At 62.3% G+C, this 20,306-nt stretch carries 9 protein-coding genes; 3 read left to right on the top strand and 6 right to left on the bottom strand.

Features of this window, described 5'->3' with window-relative positions; genetic code table 11:
• Positions 1 to 24 precede the first annotated feature (24 nt).
• From AC1RBR_RS14955 to AC1RBR_RS14975, 5 genes are all read right to left on the bottom strand, one after another.
• Complete coding sequence (locus tag AC1RBR_RS14955) at positions 25 to 1,755, bottom strand: fumarate reductase/succinate dehydrogenase flavoprotein subunit (protein WP_492565228.1); 1,731 nt, start codon at positions 1,753 to 1,755, stop codon at positions 25 to 27.
• 1 nt (position 1,756) lies between these two features.
• On the bottom strand, positions 1,757 to 2,503 hold the full coding sequence (locus AC1RBR_RS14960; protein WP_047597718.1) for a GntR family transcriptional regulator: 747 nt from the start codon (positions 2,501 to 2,503) through the stop codon (positions 1,757 to 1,759).
• A 221-nt stretch (positions 2,504 to 2,724) separates the two neighbouring features.
• On the bottom strand, positions 2,725 to 3,693 hold the full coding sequence (locus AC1RBR_RS14965; RefSeq protein ID WP_492565230.1) for a Gfo/Idh/MocA family protein: 969 nt from the start codon (positions 3,691 to 3,693) through the stop codon (positions 2,725 to 2,727).
• A gap of 25 nt (positions 3,694 to 3,718) precedes the next feature.
• Positions 3,719 to 4,606 carry a Dyp-type peroxidase gene (locus AC1RBR_RS14970; RefSeq protein WP_492565232.1) on the bottom strand — a complete coding sequence of 296 codons (888 nt, stop codon included), beginning with the start codon at positions 4,604 to 4,606 and terminating at the stop codon, positions 3,719 to 3,721.
• Positions 4,607 to 4,838: 232 nt separating this feature from the next.
• Positions 4,839 to 5,876 carry an AraC family transcriptional regulator gene (locus AC1RBR_RS14975; RefSeq protein ID WP_492565234.1) on the bottom strand — a complete coding sequence of 346 codons (1,038 nt, stop codon included), beginning with the start codon at positions 5,874 to 5,876 and terminating at the stop codon, positions 4,839 to 4,841.
• A gap of 210 nt (positions 5,877 to 6,086) precedes the next feature.
• Here AC1RBR_RS14975 and AC1RBR_RS14980 point away from each other — a divergent pair, with 210 nt between their 5' ends.
• From AC1RBR_RS14980 to AC1RBR_RS14990, 3 genes are all read left to right on the top strand, one after another.
• A complete protein-coding gene (locus AC1RBR_RS14980) occupies positions 6,087 to 7,034 on the top strand; it encodes a SphA family protein (RefSeq protein ID WP_492565236.1) in 948 nt (315 codons plus the stop codon).
• Positions 7,035 to 7,287: 253 nt separating this feature from the next.
• Positions 7,288 to 7,482, top strand: coding sequence for a type II toxin-antitoxin system RelB family antitoxin (gene relB / locus AC1RBR_RS14985; RefSeq protein ID WP_095136765.1), 195 nt, complete (start codon positions 7,288 to 7,290; stop codon positions 7,480 to 7,482).
• On the top strand, positions 7,415 to 7,756 hold the full coding sequence (locus tag AC1RBR_RS14990) for a type II toxin-antitoxin system RelE/ParE family toxin (protein ID WP_492567244.1): 342 nt from the start codon (positions 7,415 to 7,417) through the stop codon (positions 7,754 to 7,756). Before relB ends, AC1RBR_RS14990 begins: the two co-directional genes overlap by 68 nt.
• 47 nt (positions 7,757 to 7,803) lie before the next feature.
• Here the strand turns inward: AC1RBR_RS14990 and AC1RBR_RS14995 are convergent, their stop codons facing one another.
• Positions 7,804 to 20,298 (bottom strand): filamentous hemagglutinin family protein, encoded by a 12,495-nt coding sequence (locus AC1RBR_RS14995; RefSeq protein ID WP_492565238.1) that lies wholly within the window; start codon positions 20,296 to 20,298, stop codon positions 7,804 to 7,806.
• Between the last annotated feature and the right edge of the window lie 8 nt (positions 20,299 to 20,306).

A 20,306-nucleotide genomic window follows, 5' to 3' on the forward strand; every position in this document is an offset into this window, starting at 1 on the left:
GTTCGGACTCTCTCTGGTGATGCATCAAGCGGCAAAAGCGCCCACCCGCAAGCGGTCGTAAGCCTGCATTTCTTCGGCATCGAGCGGGATGATGTAAGGCTCGACGGGTTTCTTGAAACTGGTCATCCGGCCGTCCTCGCCCTTCTTCAGGTGGCAATGGCAGAACCATTCAGCGTCGTTGCGCTGCGGGTGATCGACGCGATAGTGGTACAGGCCCCAGCGACTTTCAGCGCGGAACAGCGAGGCACGGGCTGCCATTTCGGCGCAGTCGCGGATCACGCTGGTTTCCATCGCGCGCATCAGTTCGTGGGCGTTGTTGGCCTTCATCTGATCGAGGTCGCGCTCGATGTCGCTGAAGCGCTGCAAGCCGATCTGCATTTTTTTGGTCACCTTCGGCGGTTGCAGGTAGTCATTGACGAAGCGCCGCAGCTTGTATTCGACCTGCGCCGGCGGCAGACCGTGTTCGCGATCCAGCGGCGCATAGACCCGCGCTTTCTCTGCTTCGATCTGCGCGGCATCCAGCGTCGAGAACTCGCGCCCGGCGACGAAGTCCGCCGCGTTGTGCCCGGCGAACCAGCCGTAGGTGAATGCACCGAGCATGTAGTTGTGCGGCACCGCGGCCATGTCCCCTGCCGAGTACAAGCCTTTCACCGAAGTCTCGGCCCGCTCGTTGACCCACACCCCGGACGCCGAATGGCCGCTGCAAAAACCGATCTCCGAGATGTGCATCTCGACCATTTGCGTGCGGTAATCGGTGCCGCGATTGGCGTGGAACTGACCACGACTTGGACGCTCGTTGCTGTGCAGGATTTCCTCGATGTTCTGGATGGTTTCCTCGGCCAGGTGATCGAGTTTGAGGAACACCGGGCCGTTGCCGCTTTCCAGTTCCTGGTGGAACTCCCACATCATCTGCCCGCTCCAGTAGTCGCACTCGATGAAGCGTTCGCCCTTGTTGTTGGCGGTGTAGCCGCCCAGCGGGCCGGTCACATAGGCGCAGGCCGGGCCGTTGTAGTCCTTGATCAACGGGTTGATCTGGAAGCATTCGAGGTTCGCCAGCTCGGCCCCGGCGTGATAGGCCATGGCGTAGCCGTCGCCGGCATTGGTCGGGTTTTCATAGGTGCCCATCAGGTAGCCCGAGGACGGCAGACCGAGGCGACCGGCCGCGCCGCACGCGAGGATCACCGCTTTGGCCTTGATCACATGGAAGTCGGCAGTTCGGCAATCGAAGCCCATCACACCGTTGACCGCGCCCTCCTCGTCGGTGAGCAAACGGGTGCAGACCAGCCGATTGGTAATGCTCACCCGCGCCCGTTTCAACTGGCGGTAAAGGACCTTTTTGATGTCGTGCCCTTCCGGCATCGGCAGCACGTAGGCGCCCATGTGGTGGACTTTTTTCACGGCGTAATCGCCGGTCTCGTCCTTCTCGAACTTCACGCCCCAGCGGTCCAGTTGCTCGATGGTTTCGAAGCTGTGAGTGGCATAGGCGTACACCGCCGCCTGATTGACGATGCCGTCGTTGGCGATGGTGATTTCCTTGGTGTACTGCTCCGGCGTCGAGTGTCCGGGGATGATCGCGTTGTTCAGGCCGTCCATGCCCATGCTGATCGCGCCGCTGCGTTTGACGTTGGCCTTGTCGACGAGCAGCACGCGCAGGTCGCGGTTCTTCTCTTTGGCCTTGATCGCCGCCATCGGCCCGGCGGTGCCGCCGCCGATCACGACGATGTCGTATTCCTGTTCCAAGGTCTTGCGGGTCATGTCACGCCCCTTTTTGCCGGTCGATCCGCAGGCGGTACTGGAACGCATCGCCACGGTAGTAAAGGTGTTCGAAGTCCAGCGGCTGGCCGTTGGCGTCGTGGGTCAGGCGCTCGATGCGCATGATCGGCGAGCCGGCCTCGACGTTCAGCGCCTGGGTCAGGTCGCTGTCGGCCAGCACCGCGTCGATGGCCAGGTCGGCGTGGCCGAGGGCGATGCCGCAGTCGTTTTCCAGAATCAAAAAGATGTCGCGAGTCACCAGATCCGCCTTCTCCAGCCGTTCGCCGATGGCTTTGGGCAGGTAGGTGATTTCCAGCGAGATCGGCTCGCGGTTGATCAGGCGTACGCGTTTGATCTGCGCCACGGTCTCGCCTTCGGCTACTTGCAGGCGCTCGGCGACACGTTTGTCGGCGGGGATGAATTTGAAACTGCGCAGGCGGTTGATGACCTCGTAGCCACGGCCGGTCATGGACTCGGCGAGGCCTTGCAGGCTGCTGACGTTCTGAAAGGTTTTCGGCTTGGCAACGAAGGTGCCTTTGCCGTGGATCTTGAAGATCAGCCCTTCCTTCTGCAGATCACCCAGCGCCTGGCGCACGGTGATGCGGCTGACTTTGAACAGCGTGCCGAGTTCGCTTTCGGACGGCATCTGGCTGTCTTGCGGGTATTCACCGTCAAGAATGCGTGCGCGCAGGACATCGCGCAGTTGGGTGTGCAGCGGGACGCTGCTCAGGGAAAGTACGTTATCGGTCATCAGGGATCACTTGTTATAACGAGTTATGACGTGATCTTAGAGACGTTATGACAAGCTTGAGAAATATTGTTTGGGCATAACCTTAGACACGACGACACACAGACCCTTGTGGGAGGGGCTTGCTCCCGAAGGCGGTGTGTCAGCCGATGGAAATGCCAGCAATGCCGGCCTCTTCGGGAGCAAGCCCCCTCCCACAGAGAAATGGGGTTGTGGTCCGGGGATCAGTGGCGTTTAAGGATCTGATCCATGACCCAATCGGTCTTGAGGGCTTGTTCGGCGACTGCTGGATGCTGCGAATCACCACGAATATGCGCATTCATGCCCAGCACGTGATGCCACTGAATGTGCTCGTGATGCGCGATTTCCAGGCTGATCTGCTCATCGGCAAATAGCTGCACCGGATGCTCGTCAAACACGGAGAACGCGATCCGACCCTGACTGCCAATGATCTCCACCCGATCCTCGCGCCGATCCGCCACAAAGCTCCAGCAGCCCATGCCCAGCGCTCCGGAGGCAAACCTCCAACTGGCGCTGACCGCATCTTCCGCCGCATATAACCCGGCCTGGCGTGCGGTGAAACCGGCGACTTCGACGACATCGCCGAGCAGGTACTGGAACAGGTCGAAACCATGGCTGGCCAGATCGGCAAAGTAGCCGCCACCGGCCACGCTCGGGTCGGTTCGCCAGTTGGCGCTGCCGTCCAGATCCGCCGCCGATGGCGCCTTGGTCAACGTCCAGCTCAGGTGTCGCACCTCACCGATGCGGCCCAGCTCCAGCCATTGCCGAACCTGGGCAAAACGCGGTAACGAGCGGCGGTAATAGGAAACAAACAGGTGCAGACCGGCATCGGCAAATGCCTGCTGCATCTCGCGGCTTTGCCCGGCATTGAGCGCCATCGGTTTCTCGACGCAGCAATGCTTGCCGACGGCGGCGACTTTGAGGCTGTAGGCGTGGTGACTGTCGGGGGGCGTGGCGATGTATACCGCGTCCACCTCGGGGTCGTTGATCAGCGCATCGACATCGGTGTAGACCCGGGCGATGCCGTGGCGCGCGGCGTAATCGCTCACCGCTTCGAGGCGCCGGCCCATCACCGCCACCAGCGCCGAGCCGGGCGCCTTGTAAAAGGCCGGCCCGCTCTTGCGTTCAGTGACACTGCCGCAACCGATCATGCCCCAACGCACCACATCCATGGTCAACTCCCTTTGTCTGAAACACTCAGCCGATGCGCAACGCACGCAAATCGAGGTGGCCGTCCTTGATGGGCGGGCACCAGTAGTAGCCGCCGGTAATCGGCCGGCTAATGCGATACAGACCATCAGTGATGCCGTCTTCCAGACCGCTCATGCGCCGCAATTGGGCTTCGAAGGCGTCCAGCGAAAAACCGAAGGCGAGGAACATCAGGCCGGCGCGATCACCGTCGATCCACGGCATCGAACGCCGTACGACGAACGCTTCGGGGGCGAAGCTTTCCTGGGCGGTACGTTTGACGTGGGCGGAGACGGGCGCGTCGTCGATCTCTTCGTTGTCGCTGAGGCGACGGCCCATGATGTTGTCCTTGTCTTCGGCGGACAGCTTATGGAAACCCTTGAGGTCGTGCTGCCACTGCTGGATCGCGGCGAAGCTGCCGCCAACCAGACCTTCGGCGCCCTCGCCCAGCAACGCGGCGGCAATCGCGGCGTCATCGTGCGGATTCTCGGTGCCGTCTTCGTAGCCGGTCAGGTCATGGCCGTCCTTGTGGCGGAAGGCCTCCTGCATGTCTACCAGGCGCAGCGCCGGGGCCAGCGCGGCTTCGAAGGCGTGGCAGCGATTGAGCAATTCGCCACGATCGACACCGTGCAGCCAGACCCACAGTGCGTGCTGGGTCGACGGGTTTTCCACGCCGACGCCGCTCATGGCCGGAAAGCTGCGCAGGCCGTCGATTTGCACGTTCAGCGCTTTGGTCAGGGGCTCACCGAAACCGACCACCGCCGACTTGCCGTCCACCAGGTTCAGCAGGTTGTCGATCGCCTGCGGCAGTGCTTCAACCGACGCAAGGGCAAAAAACAGGTGACGTGCTTGCGCAGGAACAGGGGTGGCGAGAATGCCCGGCTGGTAGTAACTCATGTGAACTCCTTGGGAAAGTGCGCGGGAGTTTACCTGTGGCCGGAGGGTTTGTGGGGTTGAAATACTGATGAGTGGCGCACGGAAGCCTGTGGCGAGGGAGCTTGCTCCCGCTCGGGGGCGAAGCACCCGCAAACCCCGCCGGCATGGTGTGTCTGGAGAAATGGCGTGGCAGGTTTTGGGTCTGCTGCGCAGCCCAGCGGGAGCAAGCTCCCTCGCCACAGAGGACCGATGTCTAAGCGGTGCTTGCATCCTGTCGCCACGCACTCGGGCTCATCCCGGTCCAGCGCTTGAACGCCCGGCGAAAACTGCGCACATCGCTGTAGCCGACTTCTTCGGTAATCCGCTCGATGGGCATGTCCGGATTGGCCAGCAGACTCATGGTTCGCGCCTGACGCACCTGCTCCAGCAGCGCTTCGAAGGTCAGCGCGTGCTCGGTCAAACGGCGGCGCAAGGTGCGGCTGCTCATGTTCAGGTCGCCGGCGATTTTTTCGATATGGCTGCCCCGGCTCAGATCCCGGGCAATCGCCCGCTCCACCGCCTGAATCAGATCAAGTTTCTGGTGCACCTGCGCCGCTTCCAGCTCCAGCAGCGCCACTGCCTGACGCAGCGCCAGCGAATGATGATTGGGCAGGTTGACGTCCAGCCATTGCGCGTCGATCAGCATCCGATTGTGCAGGCAGCCGAAGCGCACCTCCGGCCCAAGCAAACGGTGGTATTCGCTCAGGTAGTCCGGCGCGGCGTGCACAAATTCCACGGCAATCGCCCTGAACTCATGGCCCGCCAAAGCCCGGCCATACACCAACAGGCTGGCAAAAAACTCTTCGACCGCGAACACCTGCACATCGGCAAACGGCAAGCGACATTCGGCATCGAGGTGCACCCGATCACCGACGATGTCGACGCTGGACACCACGATTCCGCCGGAGGTGTGCTGATGGCGGATGCCGAGGGCAAACGCATCGCGCAAGGTCTTGCATAGCGACAGTACGTGGCCGAGCAAGCCGAGCGTCCCTAGCACATTCTGCGCGCCGACCCACAACCCTAGCCCCTGATTGGGCAGCACTTTGAGCGCGCGCTGAATCATCGCCACGGCCTGGCGGTAGGAAATCCGCTGCGCCGGATCCTGCAGATCTTCGAGGGTGAAACCCAGGCCACGGCACAGGCTTTCGGGGTCGATGCCTTTGTTGTTCACGACTTCGGCGAGGGTTTGCAGGAGGAACGGCGAGACCAGCGCCAGTTCGAAAGTGGGGTCTTGGACTTTTACGTTCATGGGGGCTGACATTCCGGATCACGCTTGATTGTTATTTTTGTAACCGGTTATGTCGAAGGAAGTTAGCACAGGGTTGGCCGACTGTCCGCAGAAGTCCCCCTAACTGTCCGCCAATACCCTGCCCCGTCGGGCCTCTAGCGCTTATTTCTATGGTGCCGGACGTTCTGCGTACCGGCGCCACGTCCCACCACAATAATAATGAGGACAGCCATGAGCCCGAACCGCGCCACTTTCCCCTTGCGTCTGGCACTGACCTTACTCGGTTGCACCGCGTCCCTGCCGGCCCTGGCCACCGAAGCCGGCGTCGACAACATCGGCCCCGGCACCGACGGATTCTTCATGCTGCCGCTGGAAGTCGACAGCCTGCCGCAGAACATGGTCGCGTTTAACCTCTACTACAACCATTACAAGTCGACCAGGCTCAACATCAGTTCGTTGGGCGGCAAGGTACCGAATGTCGAAATCGAATCCACCGCGGTCATTCCGCGCATCGATTACCTGAGCCCGGTGCGCGTATTCGGCGGGCGCCTGGCCGGCTACATCGCCCAGCCCTGGCTCAAGCAGGAAGTCTCGGTATTCGGCCTCAGCGATACCCGCGAAGGCATGGGCGACACCACCGTTGCGCCGATCATCCTGTGGGACATGGGCAAGAACCTGACCCTCGGCGCTGCCGTGGAGATCACCGTGCCCACCGGTGAGTACAGCGTCGATCGGCTGGCCAACACCAGCAACAATTTCTACACCTACAAGCCGCTGTTCTCCTTCACCTGGCTGCCGACCGACAAGACCGAAGTGTCGATGAAGACCACTTACAGCTTCAACGAGAAGAACAAGGACACCGACTACAAGTCCGGGCAGATCTTCCACTTCGATTATTCGGCCAGCTACAAGATTACTGACGATGTGATGCTCGGCCTTAACGGCTATTACCTCAAGCAGACCACCGACGACAAACAGTACGGCCACACCGTGCAATTCGCCGGGCAGGATGTGGACGACGGCGTGCGCGGCCAGGTATTCGCGATCGGCCCGGCGTTGCATTTCACCTTTCTCAAGTACGCCAGCGCGGAGATTCGCTGGGCCAGGGAATTTGACGTGGAGAACCGGCCAGAGGGGGAAATGTTGTGGGCGAAGGTGAGTATTCCGTATGCGTTCTGAGTGCATTTGTAGGAAGGTGCGCGCGGATTTGTAGGCTGGAAAGCTGAAAAACAGAGTGGAGGAATAGGCCTACAACGGCGGTCGAGATTGCCGGACAACGGAGGGAAACGTCCGGCAGACTCCAAAGGGGCGCTTGCAGATACTGGGCTTCGTTATCCCATGGTTCTTCAAGAGCTCATGGGGTACCTCGTCTGCCAGTGACGACAATGGGCCATTCCCCCTTAAACTGCTGAGATTGATCACGGAGATCACTATGAGCTTATTACTTTCCCCGTTTTACTCTGACTTCGAATCCGAAGAAGAGGCAGAGAGCTACGATCGCTGGTTTCGTGCCAAGGTGCAGGAGGCACTCGATGACCCCAGCCCTGGCATTCCCCATGATGAAGCTATGGCAATGCTTGACCAGATGCTGGAAGAGATGCGCAGGAAGCGCCGCGCTGCTGCTTGAATGGAGCGATCAAGCTCTGAACGATCTGGCTGACATTATCGATTACGTTGAACAGTACAACTCCAACGCTTCAGTGGCTCTACAGCACAAGGTTGGTGCAGCAACGCAAAGGCTTTCATCAATCCCCTATGGTTACCGGGCCGGTCGAGTGCCAGGCACTCGGGAAATGGTGGTCAATCCGAACTATCTGCTGGTCTATCGAGTGAACGGGCGCACCAAAATACTGACGTTAGTCCACACCCGACGACAATACCCACGAACCTCATCAACATAAAAAAGGGCGGCCAAAAGGCCGCCCGAAGCGTACTACACGAGAGTCTTTTACAACGTCAGCTGCCCGCGTTCCTCCTCAGTCAGCTGCTGCTTCGCCTGTTCATCCAGTGCCCCCGCTCCCAGCACCTGCACCGGGCTGTTCAGGTTGTAGCCGGTCGCCGGCGCACGACTGGCACCATCGCGGTTCGGCGCCAGTTGTTCGTTGCCGAAACTCAACACCTGCACGGTGAACACCGACGCCTGGTTCTGCCGCGCTGCTGCTTGCTGCTGACGCGCCACGTCCTCAGCGGCCTGGGTGGCTGAAGAGGCAGCGGAGCTTGCCGAGGTGATCGCCCCGGTGTTCACCGCCGACACAACAGGCACACCCGTCGCCTTGCCCTGCACCGAGATGTTGGCCGCGTTGACCACGGTCAGCGCGGCGATGTTGACGTTGCCCGAGACGCGAATCCCCGCCTCGCCCGCATCAATGGTGCCCAGCGGCGCGATCAGATCGATGTCTCCCGGCGCCACTTCGGCAATCGGGTTAAGGGTGGCGATACCCGCACCGGTGCTCGGCACCGAAGGCGACAGGGTTACATTGCCCCAAGTGTCGTAAACCCGTTTCGGCGGGGTGTAGACCACGGTGGTTTTCGAGCCGCGACCGGCGTTGATGTCGCCCTCGGCCGACCAGCCGAGGATCGAGCCGCCGAAGGTGGTCATGATCCGGCTCTGCCCCAGCAGAATGCTGCCCTGCGAGTAGAGCTGAATGTTGCCCGCCCCCTGCGTAATGATCCCTGCCGTGGACGGTGGCGCCGCGCCTTCGATGCCGAACACCTGACCACCACCCGGTGTGAGCATCTGGATATCGCCGCCGAACAGCGTCTTGACCCCTGCTCCGCCATACAGCGTGATGTCGCCGTCGTAACGGAGTGGATTGCCCGCCACATCGGTGCTCGGGAACAGTGCGGCGATGGCGTTGCGACCGCGCAGATAACTGCCTTTGCGCGGGCCGTCAGCGTCGTTGTATTCCAGGCCGCCGGCGCGCAGTTCGGCGAAGTACACCTGGCGCGCAAAGATCGCCTGCTCGGCACTTGGCAGCGCGGTATAGAACGCCTGTGCCTGCTGTGCGTTGCCGCTGAAGCCGTAGCCGAGCGTCAGCCAGCTCTGCAACTCGTCGAGGTAGGTCTTGACCACTTTGCCCGGCTGACTGTTGAGAGAGGCATTCGGATCAGCAAGGTTTTGCGGGCTCAGGTAACGGGCGATGAACTTTGTGTAATCCGGCCCCTGCGCGCCCACGCCCGCCTGCAGTACCACGCTGGCGCCAGGCCGCGAATCCCCGGCCACTATCGCGCCGAGGCTGGTAATGCTGGCGCGATTTTCCAAGAGGATGTTGCGCCCGGCATTAATGTCCAGCGTGCCAGGGCCGGCGATATCGAAGCTGCTGTAGAGAATGTCGCGGCCCGCCGACACCCGCGATATATCTCGCGGATTGTTATGAACGAACAGGTTGCCGGTCGAGGTAATGCCCTCCTGACCGACGCCCATTTCCTCGGGCTGCACGGCTGTCGGTTGGCCCAGGTTAGTTCCGGATGCCACGATGTCACGTCCGGCAATCATCCAGACAGGGCCTGCTGCTTCGTACCAAGTGCGTTTCGAGGTATCGAAACTCAACGTCTCGCCACTGCGTATCCCTACCAGATCGCCGGTCAGGGCATAGAACCGTGCGGGCCCCTGCACATCATTCAAACCGGAATAGCTGTCGGGACCAAAAGCGAACAATGGATAACGTGAATTACCATCCGGCTTAACACCGTCAGTGCCGTAGTTGCTGTTGAGTGGCTTGTTGGGGTTATTGCTGGAAAAGGCGAGGAATGAAGGCCTGAACGGGGTGGCGATGGCCAGCGGGCTGGCACCGGACTGATTGATTGCGTAGCCGCCGGCATAGATGGAATCGCCCGCCAATAGTTCGAGTTGCCCGGATGTAGAAGGCGCCAAAAGCAGGGAATACGCGGTTTTCGGCGCAGCATTGCCGACACCGTAAGCCGCTGATGGCCCCGCATAAATCGAACCTTGAGCTGCGACGGCCCGAAGAATCGCCGGGTAGACAAAACGACCATCGGTGGGCGAGGTATTGGCGCCCCTCACAGGAGACAGACTCCCATCGACCTGCGCCGACTGAGTGCTGGGCGTGAGATTGCCACCAGCGGAAAACAGATCGATGGCCGTGTGATCGGTCCACAGTGAGAAGCCGCTCAGGATGCCGCCGGTAAGGATATTGCCGTTGCTATCGAGCAGTGGCGTGGCGTTGAATTGGCTCACACGACCGGGATCGGCAGCGCCGCCCAGCACCAGATCGCCACGGGTGCTGAGGCTCATGCCCGAGTCGCCGGGAATCAGCACCAGGCCACCAGAAGCGTTGCTGGTCGTCGAGGTGAAAGGATCCAGCGGTCGGGTTTCACGGACATCATGCAATTGTGAAATCGCACCGTATTGCAGATTGACGCCGCCCAGCGCCCCTCCGGTCAATTGCGCCGCACCGCGCAAGTTGATCAACGCGCCTTGCAGGTCGTGCCTCGGCGGCTGAGTCCCGTTATCCCCGGCCCGCGCTTGCAGCGATGGGTTGAATGCGCCGCCGATGTGAATGTCCATGTCGCCGCCGCCGGTCATCTGCACGCTGCCATCGCCGGCGACACGCCCGGTGCTGCCGACGGCAACAATCAGCCCCTGGCTGCGTGGATAATTGACCGCATCGCCCAACGGTCTGAGCACCCCGGCGTCGCCACCGGCACGCAGGCTGATGTTGCCGCCGCCCAGGGTGCCGAATCCGGTGAAGCCCACCAGGTAAGGTTCGGTATTACCGTCAGGTGTCATCAACTGCGTGGCATAACTGCCGAAGTTGATCCACCAGGCTGTCGGCACATCCGTGCCTCCGGCACCTTGGCGCCACAGCCAGTTACCCACTGACGCACTGGCGATTTGTTCGCGGAAACCGCCATTCACCGATTGCGCTTTTGTACCGACGGAATCGCCGGAAACCGAGCCACCGGCATTGATTGTCAGGTTGCCGCCCATCTGCGGATACCAGGCCTGATAGAGGCTGTCGCTGCCACCGTCGACCCATTTTTCATAAGCGGCACCGGCCGTGCCCAACACCGAATTGTTATCCGAAAGATGCCCGCGCGGCTGGTTATAGAGCGGATCGATATTCGCTGATTGGGTACCAGCGGTGTAGACGCCGAACGGTGAGTCCATGCTCAGATTGCCTGCGGCGATCAGGTCGAGATCACCCGTGCCGGTGCGCAGAACACTGAACATCTGCGTATGGGCCTTGGCCGTTTTCCCGGGATTGTTGCCGATGCACAGTTCCGGCTGCAGATCACAAATGAATTGAGCCTCCTCGGGAACCGGTTCGTAGTCCGGCCCCATTCCGCTGCCTGGCGCCCAGACCCAACGGGCCATGGGTACGCACAAGTCGGCAATCTGCTGGCAATACTCGAGCATATCATCAGGGACCGGCTCGTAGGGAGTAAAGAAGGGATTATCGGGAGCCCAGACCAGCTTGCCCGCCGCTGTGGTGATGTTGACGCCGTAATGACTGTCCGCCAGCCGCAGATTGCCTTCCGGGGTCAGCGGTTTGACCGCACGGCTGTCGGCCGCAGCAAGATCTGCACCCGCGACCACGCGCATCGACCATGAAGCACTGCCCGACGGCAACATGCTGGCCAGCGCCCAGTTCTTGCCTTGTTGTGTGCCGTTGAACGGGCGCAACTCGATCAGCGAAGTGCCTTCGGCGAGCTTCACATCGGTCATCGACGGAATCAGCGAACCGCGCAGCAAGGCCAGTTCGCCCTTTAATTTCACCCCGGAGAAGGTCGTCAGATCGGCATCGTAAACGCTGGGCAACGGCACACCCTTGGGCCAGTTCAGCGCTTGCAGGGCGGTGGCCTTGTTCAAACGAATGCCCGCCCCCAGGCGTGTGTCGGCAGGCAACGTCACGCTATCGCTGAGCAGCGTACCGGCGGCGAACAGCAGATTACCGTTGCTGTCGTGGATCGCCCCCGCCAACACCGTGCCGGCGCTGAAGGTATACGCCTCGTTCAGCACAGCTTGAGTCGGCAGCAACGTGCCACTGGCCAGAACCGCTGGTTGAATCATCACGTCGTAATTGAGTGTCGCCCCCAGCGGAAACTGCGTGCCCTCGGCCAGCGTCACTCCACTGCCCGGCACGATCAGATCGCCACCAAACGGCTGCACACCGGCAATCAGTTTCCAGCCGGCATCGTCCTGGGTTTCCGGTGGCGGCGCGAAGCCGTCATTGATGCTGCCGTAAATATCGAGGTTGCCACCGGCGCGAATCACCAGGCTGCCCGCCTCCCCGGAACCATATACAGAAGGGTTCGGCTGCGTGTGCGGATTGAGGCTGGCGTAACGGTAACCGGACAAGTCCAGATCGCCCTCCACCACCAGATCACCGTCAGCCGTCTTGCTGGCGATCTCCACACCGGGCCGCAAATGGAACACATCGGCGTAAGTGGCGTTGTTCAGCCCCGCGAGTTTGCGTTGCAGTAGATCGTTATTGCCCAGTGCGGCGTTGATAAAGTCATTGCTGTCACCGTGAATGCGTTCGAGCATGGCCTGATCAATCACCTGATACGGCCGACCACTGACCGCCTGATCGACACCCTCACGGGCATCGGTATAGCGGCGCAAACCGTTGAGTCCGATGGAGCGTGCGCCCTGAATGGTCAGCGCACCGCTGGCGTCGATGGCGATGTCATTGCTGCCCAGACGCGGCGCGTTCAGCTCCAGCGTACCGCGCAGCATTCCATCGTTTTGCCCGGCGAGGAAACCGGGCACGGCATCAGTGCCGTGGCGCAGGTCGATCCGCGCGCCGCTGCCCAGCGTGAGCAAGCCATCGCCGGAATTCAGTTCGACCGTGGCGCGGTTGGGCGCATCGATGATCTCGCCGTAGCTGTCGACGCGCAGCACGCGACCATGGGCATCGAGCACGCTGCTGCCAGTCAGCGTCAGGCCATTTTTCGCCGAAAGACGAATGCTGCCGACTCGTTCGCCGCTGGCATCGATCAGACCGGTCGCCGTCAGGCTGCCATTGTCCACCGAGACATTGATTTCGCCGGCCTTGAGACCGTCGCCGATCACCAGATTGCCTTGCTTGAGTTGCAGGCTGCGGCTGCCGTACACCTGCCCGGCGTTCAAGCGCTGATTGAGCGCGGCGAACTGTTCGGTGGCGTCACCTCCCAGGCGCTGCGCGCGAATGTCCACGCCACCGGCCTTGTACGGCACCAGCGTGCCCCCGGCGTCGTAGTAACCGCTGCTGCCGCCGACAATCTCGCCTTGCAGATCGACCATCCCGGCCGCATCGGCCAGAGCGACGACGCTGAGATTACCGGCCTGATTGTTTTTCGCCGACAGATCGATCCGCGAGCCCGCAGCCTGACGGATATCGCCGTTGGCGCTGTACAGCGATACGTCGCCGCCCCAGCTGTACTTGCTGACATCGTTGAACGGCAAGGTACGCCCGGCCATGTCCAGCACGGCAGCGCTGCCGAGGGTCAGATCGCCTTCGGACTTAACTGTCAGCTTGCCGCTGGCCAAGGCGATACGGCTGTCCAGCACGATATCGCGGGCTTCAAGATTCAACTCCGCCCCTAAGGCATTGGCCACTCCGGCAGCCCCGGCGCCGCTGAGCGTCAGGCTGTTGCCAGCCTTGAGCAGGCTGACTGATGCCGCCTCGCCAGTGAGCAACGGCGTGCGCAGGTTCAGATTGCCGCCGCTGTAGCTGTAACCCTTGAGCGGATCGTAAGCGCCCTGCTCCTGATACACCGCCAGGCTGCCCTTGTGATTGGCGGTGATGCGCTCGCTGGCGCTGAGGTTGACGTTGGCAAAACCCAGCGCCAGACGATTGTTCTGATCCAGACCGCTGGCCTGAGGCATCGGGCCGTAACCCAGCTCGATCCGCTGGGCCTGAATATCCAGCGTACCGCTGCCCGTACCGGCGCCACCGGTGATGACGCTGCCGGCGCTTTGCGTCGCACCGTTCCAGATCAGGTTGGCGGTACGAATGCTCGCCACATCGTTGGCATCGCCCAGACCGTAGATCGCCGGAGTGACCAGCACCAGGTTCTGCAGTTTGCTTTGGCCGGTCTGCGGATCGATCGTGTCGAGGCTCACGCTGCCGAAGAAATTGAAGGCATCGCGAGTGGTCAGGCTCAGGGTTTCCAGGGCCGGCGCGCCATATTGGGTGTCGCCGCGCAGCAGTCGGTCGAGCACGTTCTGGTTAAGGATGAGACCGGCCGGCACGCGACTGCCGGCCGCCGCCAGTGCCTCGGCGCTGCCGGCATTGACCGAGCCCACAGTCAGCGCCAGTTGGCGCGTGCCGAAACGCACCGCTTCACCGAGTTCGAACTGGTTATCCGTGGCGGCGGTGATGCTGCCGTTCGAATACAGCAGCGCCGGATCGTTGCAGGATGACGTGACACACACGCCAATCCGGATGCTGCCCGCACCGCTGATGCCGCTGGCCGCTTCCGGCGCCAGCACATTGGTCCAGCCGTTGGACACCACCAACAGACTCGAGGCTTGCGGCTGGTAGAGGTAGCCGGACGTTGAATCGAAGGCCACATTGCCACGCCCCAGGGTATTGATCCCGGCGCCCGCTTCGACCGTGATGCCACCGGTGGTCGAGGTGGTGCGCAACACGACTTCCGGCGCAGACAGGATGGCCCCTTCACGCAGCGTGATGTTGTCCGAGGTCCCCACGAACTTGATGATGTTGCCGGTCGTGTTGTAAATCACCTCCGGCAGCGCACCAAGCGTCAGACGTCCGGCATTGAGATTGTTCAGCGTGTCGGCATACACCGACACGCCACTGAAACCCGGCGTCGGCGCATGCCCCGCACCGAGCACCTCGAACTCGGTGCCGGCGTAACCACCGCGTAGCGCCGCCGTGCCGATCAGCCCGCCTTCGGCGGCATCAAACAGCGCTCGTCCATCGAACTGCAACGCAGTGTCGTGCTTGCCCCCCGTGCTCAGGCGCAGATCGAGCACCTTGCCGTCCATTGGCGCCAACGCACGCGGCACGCCACGCCGGGCGGCATCGCTGCGGATGAACTGGGTGAACGACGTTTCGTTGTACTGCGAGTAACGGCGCAACACGTCAGCCGACGTCAGGATCACCTGACTGGCCAGACTGTCACGCAGTCCGGTATTGGCAATCGACATCTGCCCGCTGCTGGTCCACGAACCGTTGCGCAACTGCAACGCTGCCGTCGTCGCAGCCGGCGTCGCCTGACCATTGACCTCGACCCGGAACGCGCCCGGCAACAAGGCAAAGGTGGACGGCAGCAACGTGTAAGTCCCCGCTGCCAACCCCGGTACGCCAGCGCCAATAGTGACCTGCTGGCCGATGCGCGGATCGACCGCTCCGGCTTCGGCCAGGACCGGCGCGTAACGGCTCTGATTGCCCGGCACGATGGCGTAGACCGGATTACTCGCCAGCCCCGGCAGACTGAAGGTGCCATCGGTGGCATTGCGCACCAGCGGATTGAAGCGCGCATCGGTAGAACCGCCGCGTCCGGAAATGAAACCGGCGCCGCGAAGATCGCCACCGCCGGACAGATCGATCAGCGCACCGTTCTGCACCTCGATGTATTGCCCACCGATCGCCACGCCGTTTTTATCGCCCGTGATGCCGTTCAACACCACCGATTTACCGTTGTAGAGATAATCGATGCCGTCCGTAGTGCCACCGTAGGGCATGACCAGACCGGCGCCGCTGACCGACGTGGTGCTGCCCGACAGCAGTCGAACCTCATGACTGGTGGTCTGCAAATCGTCGCCCAGAACAATCTTGCCCAACGGGGCCCGCACCACACCGCCCTGCTCGATGTACGCCGCGGAAAAACTCAGATTGCCGAATACCGAGTACGGCACCTCAGCGGGTGCCGCACCGTGGCTGCTGATCCGCAGCGTATGGTCGGACGCCGCAACGGCGCCCTGATAGCCAACGCGCACTTCAGCCTGGACATCACTGGCGGGATAGATTTGTGCAGCACCGAGGTTCAAGTCTCCCGGCGTCCACAGGCGGGTTTTTTCGGCGCCGTCATTGGGCGCGAGGAAACGCAGATCGCCACGGCTGTCGAGGTTCACCAGGCCAAATGCCCGTCGGCCGTACGCAACTGCCGGCGCGCCGAGTTGCAGGATCGAACCCTGTGTACCGAACGACAGGCCATTGCCCACGTCCAGCAGGTCGGCTGATGCGTTGAAGGTCGCGTCCGACAATTGTGTCGTCGGATTATTGGTCAATCGCGGCCGTATCAGGCCGAAGCCAGCGTGGTAAGTGCCCACGCCGGACAGGCGCAGGTACGGCGCGCTCAAATCGACGCGGGTCGTACTCGCGGAGGCATCGGCCAGCGACAACGCCCCGGCGTACAGCGTCAGGCTCTGGTTCAGGTGCAGATTGACGTCGCCGTCAAACGCCAGCAAACCGTTGCTCAACAGGCTCAAATTATCGAAGCCGCCCGCCATCAGGCTGTCTGCGCTCAGGCGCGTCTGACCGTAACGCAGGCCAGCGGCGCCCTCGCCCGGACGCAGATCCTGTGCAAGCGGTTTGTCCGTCGGCGCCTGGCCAATGATCATCTCTCGCGGCGCCCGCACGGCATTGCTTGCCGAGTCAACGTACAGCGGTGTCTCAAGCGCAATGTCCAGACGACCGCCGGCAGCCCCGACACCGCCCGCCGCTGCACGCAGGTTGCCCTCAAGGAACAGGCCGTTGTAGGAACTCAGGCTGATCCGCCCGCCATCCGTCGCAACGCGGGTCAGCCCCTGGCCGGCGATATCCACAACGGCCTCGCTGCCGGAAGCGTCCAGCCGCGCGCCCTGACGCACGATCACATAGGCATCGGCGGCCGTGGCAGTGGCCAGTTTCGCATCGATTTCACCGCCGATGATGATGCTGCCACCCTTGCCGACCTGACCGTAAGTGCGGCCCAGCGCATCGACTGCCATAGTGGCGCGTCCGGCGACATCCAGCACAGCCTGTTCACCGATCCAGATGGAACGGTCATGCGCGTTGGGATCGGCCACGACAATGGAGGTCGCCGGTTTGTTCGAACCGAACTGCTGCTGACGGATATCAATCGCACCCCCCCAGGCATTCAGTTCACCCTCCACGGTGATCTGCCCGGCACCGCGCAGTTTGATGCTCTGCCCCGGATCGACGCTGATCCGCGAACCGCGGCCCAGCGTCAACGAGCTGTCGGCGGCATCAATCAAACCGATCAGGCTGGCCCCGCCCTGCAACGTCAGGCTGGCGCCGGCACGTTGGGTCAGCAGGCCCTTGGTCGGGTTTTCCTGGAACAGCGTCGGCGTCCACAACTCCAGCGCCGTTTGCGGATCGACACCACTGACCTGATTCGGCGCGGCATCGGCGAAACGGTACACCGGCATGTGCACATCGATCGCCGTACCTTCAGCAACGTCCAGCCCATTCAGGCCAATCAGGTTGTAGGCGGAAAAGCCCTTGCGCAACAGATCGGCAGACAGCTGCAGGGTATTGTCGGCCAGCGCCTTGTCGGTTTGACCGACGAGTATCTTGTTGGCCTGCACCGTCAGCGTGCCGCCGCCCGCGACACCGTAGCCCCGCAGATCGCCCGCAAGGTTCAGGTGGGTTTCACCGGGCGCCGAAATCGCACTGGATTCCAGCGTCAGATCCCCGCCCTTGCCGCCCCGGGTCTTCCCGCCGGCCAATACCGCCCCACCGGAAGACACATCGAGCAGGCTGCCCGCGCCCACATCGATATCGCCGCTGCTGCGGATCGACAGCAAACCGCCATTGAGGTACGCCAGATTCGCACCATCGTCCGGGTTGGTGCGCAGGTTGCTCCACACGCCACGGGTATCGAGTTGCACACCGTCGGCCACGTTGACCTGCGTCGCCTTGCCGACCTTCGCCGTGAGCCGAGTGTCAGCGGTGTCGCTACTGAGAAACTGATTGAGCACGTTGCCCAAGCGCAGACTACCGCCACGCGCGCTCAGGTCGGCGCCGATCTGCACATCCGGGGAATACAGGGTGATGTCGCCACCGTTGTCGACCGTGAGCGCGCCGTCCACGACGACCTGATCGCTGGCCGCGACCTTGAGCGCACCGAGCCGGAAACCATTGAATTGATCGTTATCCAGATACAACTTGCCCTTGCGCGACTCGGACACTGCGGCGCTCAGGTTCAGATCACTGCCGGCAAGCGGACGCTCGCCGCCAATCTGCACCTGATCCAGCGTCGGATTGAGGGTGTAGAGCAGGCCATTCGACGCCGCGACGAAGGTCGGGTCGTAACTGCCAACGATCAACTGCGCCCGCCGCGCCAGCGCGGTCTGGCTCTGCTGATAGCCGTCGAGCACCGGTTTTGGCGCCTGGTTCTGCCGTTCGCCCTGATACACCTCGCCGATCATTTGCCCGTCGAGTACCGCATTGGCCGTGGCGATCACCAGTTGTCCGGCGTCGCGACCCACGGTGTAACCCGACTCGAAACGCGAGCGCGGCGCGATCAGCGGGCTGTAGAAATAATCAGTCTGGCCCCAGCGCTCGCTGCTGTCTTCATATCCTTTGTAGAGGCCGGTATAGAGCAGGTCCCCCGGGGCGCGCGACACTTCATACAACTTGCCGTCGGCGCCACGCAGCCAGCTCTGGCGGATCGCGCCGCTCTGCACATCCAGGGTGCCGCCGGACAGGTTGATCAACGAGCCTTTTTCCGTGACCACGTCGTTGCCGGCAAAACTCACCGTGCCGCCCTGGGCCATCCATTCGCCGACACTGTGCCCTTGGGTGCCGAGGTAACCGCCGACTTCGAGCAAACCGCCCGCCGTGTACCAGCGATCGGTGGCATAACCGTTGGTGCCCGCCGGCACATACACCAGATCGCGCACATCGACCCAGATGTCATTGCTGTTGAGCGCGCCTTTCTCGCGGTTGACCGAGGCATCGCGCTGCTCGTTGCCTTGCACGTTGATCTTGATGCTGTTGTTTTCCATCGCCACTTTGACGCCGAGGGCACCGGACACATCGATCATCGCGCCGTCGCGCACCAGGCTGCGGCGTTGTGCGTTGACCGCGACCTGGCCACCAGTGGCCAGGGTGATCGAACCGCTCTGGAACTCGACAGTGCCGCCGCTCTGGATCTCGACGCGCGACTGGTCGCCACGGATCCGGTGATTCGCGTTGACAGCCGTAAGGGCCGCGTCGCGCTGACTGTCGAGGGCGCTGAGATCACTGCTGTCGAGCATGATCGCCGTGGCGCTGCCCTGCCCCAGCGTGACGCTGCCGCTGTTGTCGGTGCTCGGGTTGGTCAGGTGAATCGTGCCTCGCGTCGCCACTGAAGTACTGGCGAGCAACACACCGTTCTGCACCACCTCATGACCGGTCAGGGTTATGTCGCCCGTGGCAGACTGGATCAGTCCGTTGTTGGTGACATTACCCGCCACGGCACTGGCCTTGAAACCGGGAATGACTTCGTTGCCGAAGGTGGTGGACAGCGCATTACCCTCGGTGCCCGAGCCCTTGCGGATGTAGAAACGGTCACCGGCGGCGAGCACGGTCTGGCCCTTGGCGGAGTTGATGCTGCCGTCGTTCTGCACTTCATTGCCGAGCAGCAGCGCATAGCCGCCGGCATCGGTGGAAGCCGCCGGCTTGTGGGTTTCAATTGACGCACCGCGCTCCACCAGCACTTTGCCGGCCGCATCGGTGAAGGTCGGCTGACTGCCGGTGCTGTCGAAATACAGCCCCCGATCGCGGAACTGGATATCGGTGATGTTCGCTGCTGCCGCCACCAGGTTGCGCACGTTGACCTGGCTGCTGCCGCTGAACACGATGCCATTGCGGTTGATCAGCATCACCGTGCCGTCGCCCTTGATCTGGCCCTGGATCTGGCTGGCCCGGGCATTCGGATCGTTGACGCGGTTGAGCAGCGCCCAGTTCGACTGCTGGGCGAATTCAACGGTGGTGTTGCGGCCGACGTGGAAGGTTTCCCAGTTGAGGATCGCTTTGTCGGCGGTCTGCTCGATCTTCACCGTGGTCTTGCCGTCGACTTGAGTCTGTTGCGGGCCCTTGGCGTTCTGCCAGCCCTGGGTCAGGCTGTTATCGACCTTTAAACCGCCCTCACCCAGACCGTCCGGCACAAACTGCACCGTGCCCAACGCGGCAGCGCGTCCGGCCGCCTGCGCCGCTTGTTGCGCGGCAATCGCGGCGACGGTGTTGTTCAGGGTCTGGATCGAACGCTGCAACTGCGCATTGGCTTTTTGCTGCTGGGCCAATGGCGGTGTCATCCCCGGCAACCCGCCAACGCTCGGACGCGCCGCTGCGGCCTGCTGCGCTGCCCCCTTGGCGGCAAACCAGCTCGAACTGAACGCCGTCTGCGCCTGCGCAGTGCCCGCCATCAGACACAACGCCACCGCGTGCGCCAACGGCTTGAGCAGCCACAGCGCTGGCTCCACGGCATCACGCTGGAAGGACTGAACGTGGGTACGACGACGGGATGGGCGAGCGAGCATCACTACGA

This window comes from Pseudomonas sp. GW823-FHT01D03, from assembly GCF_058798255.1.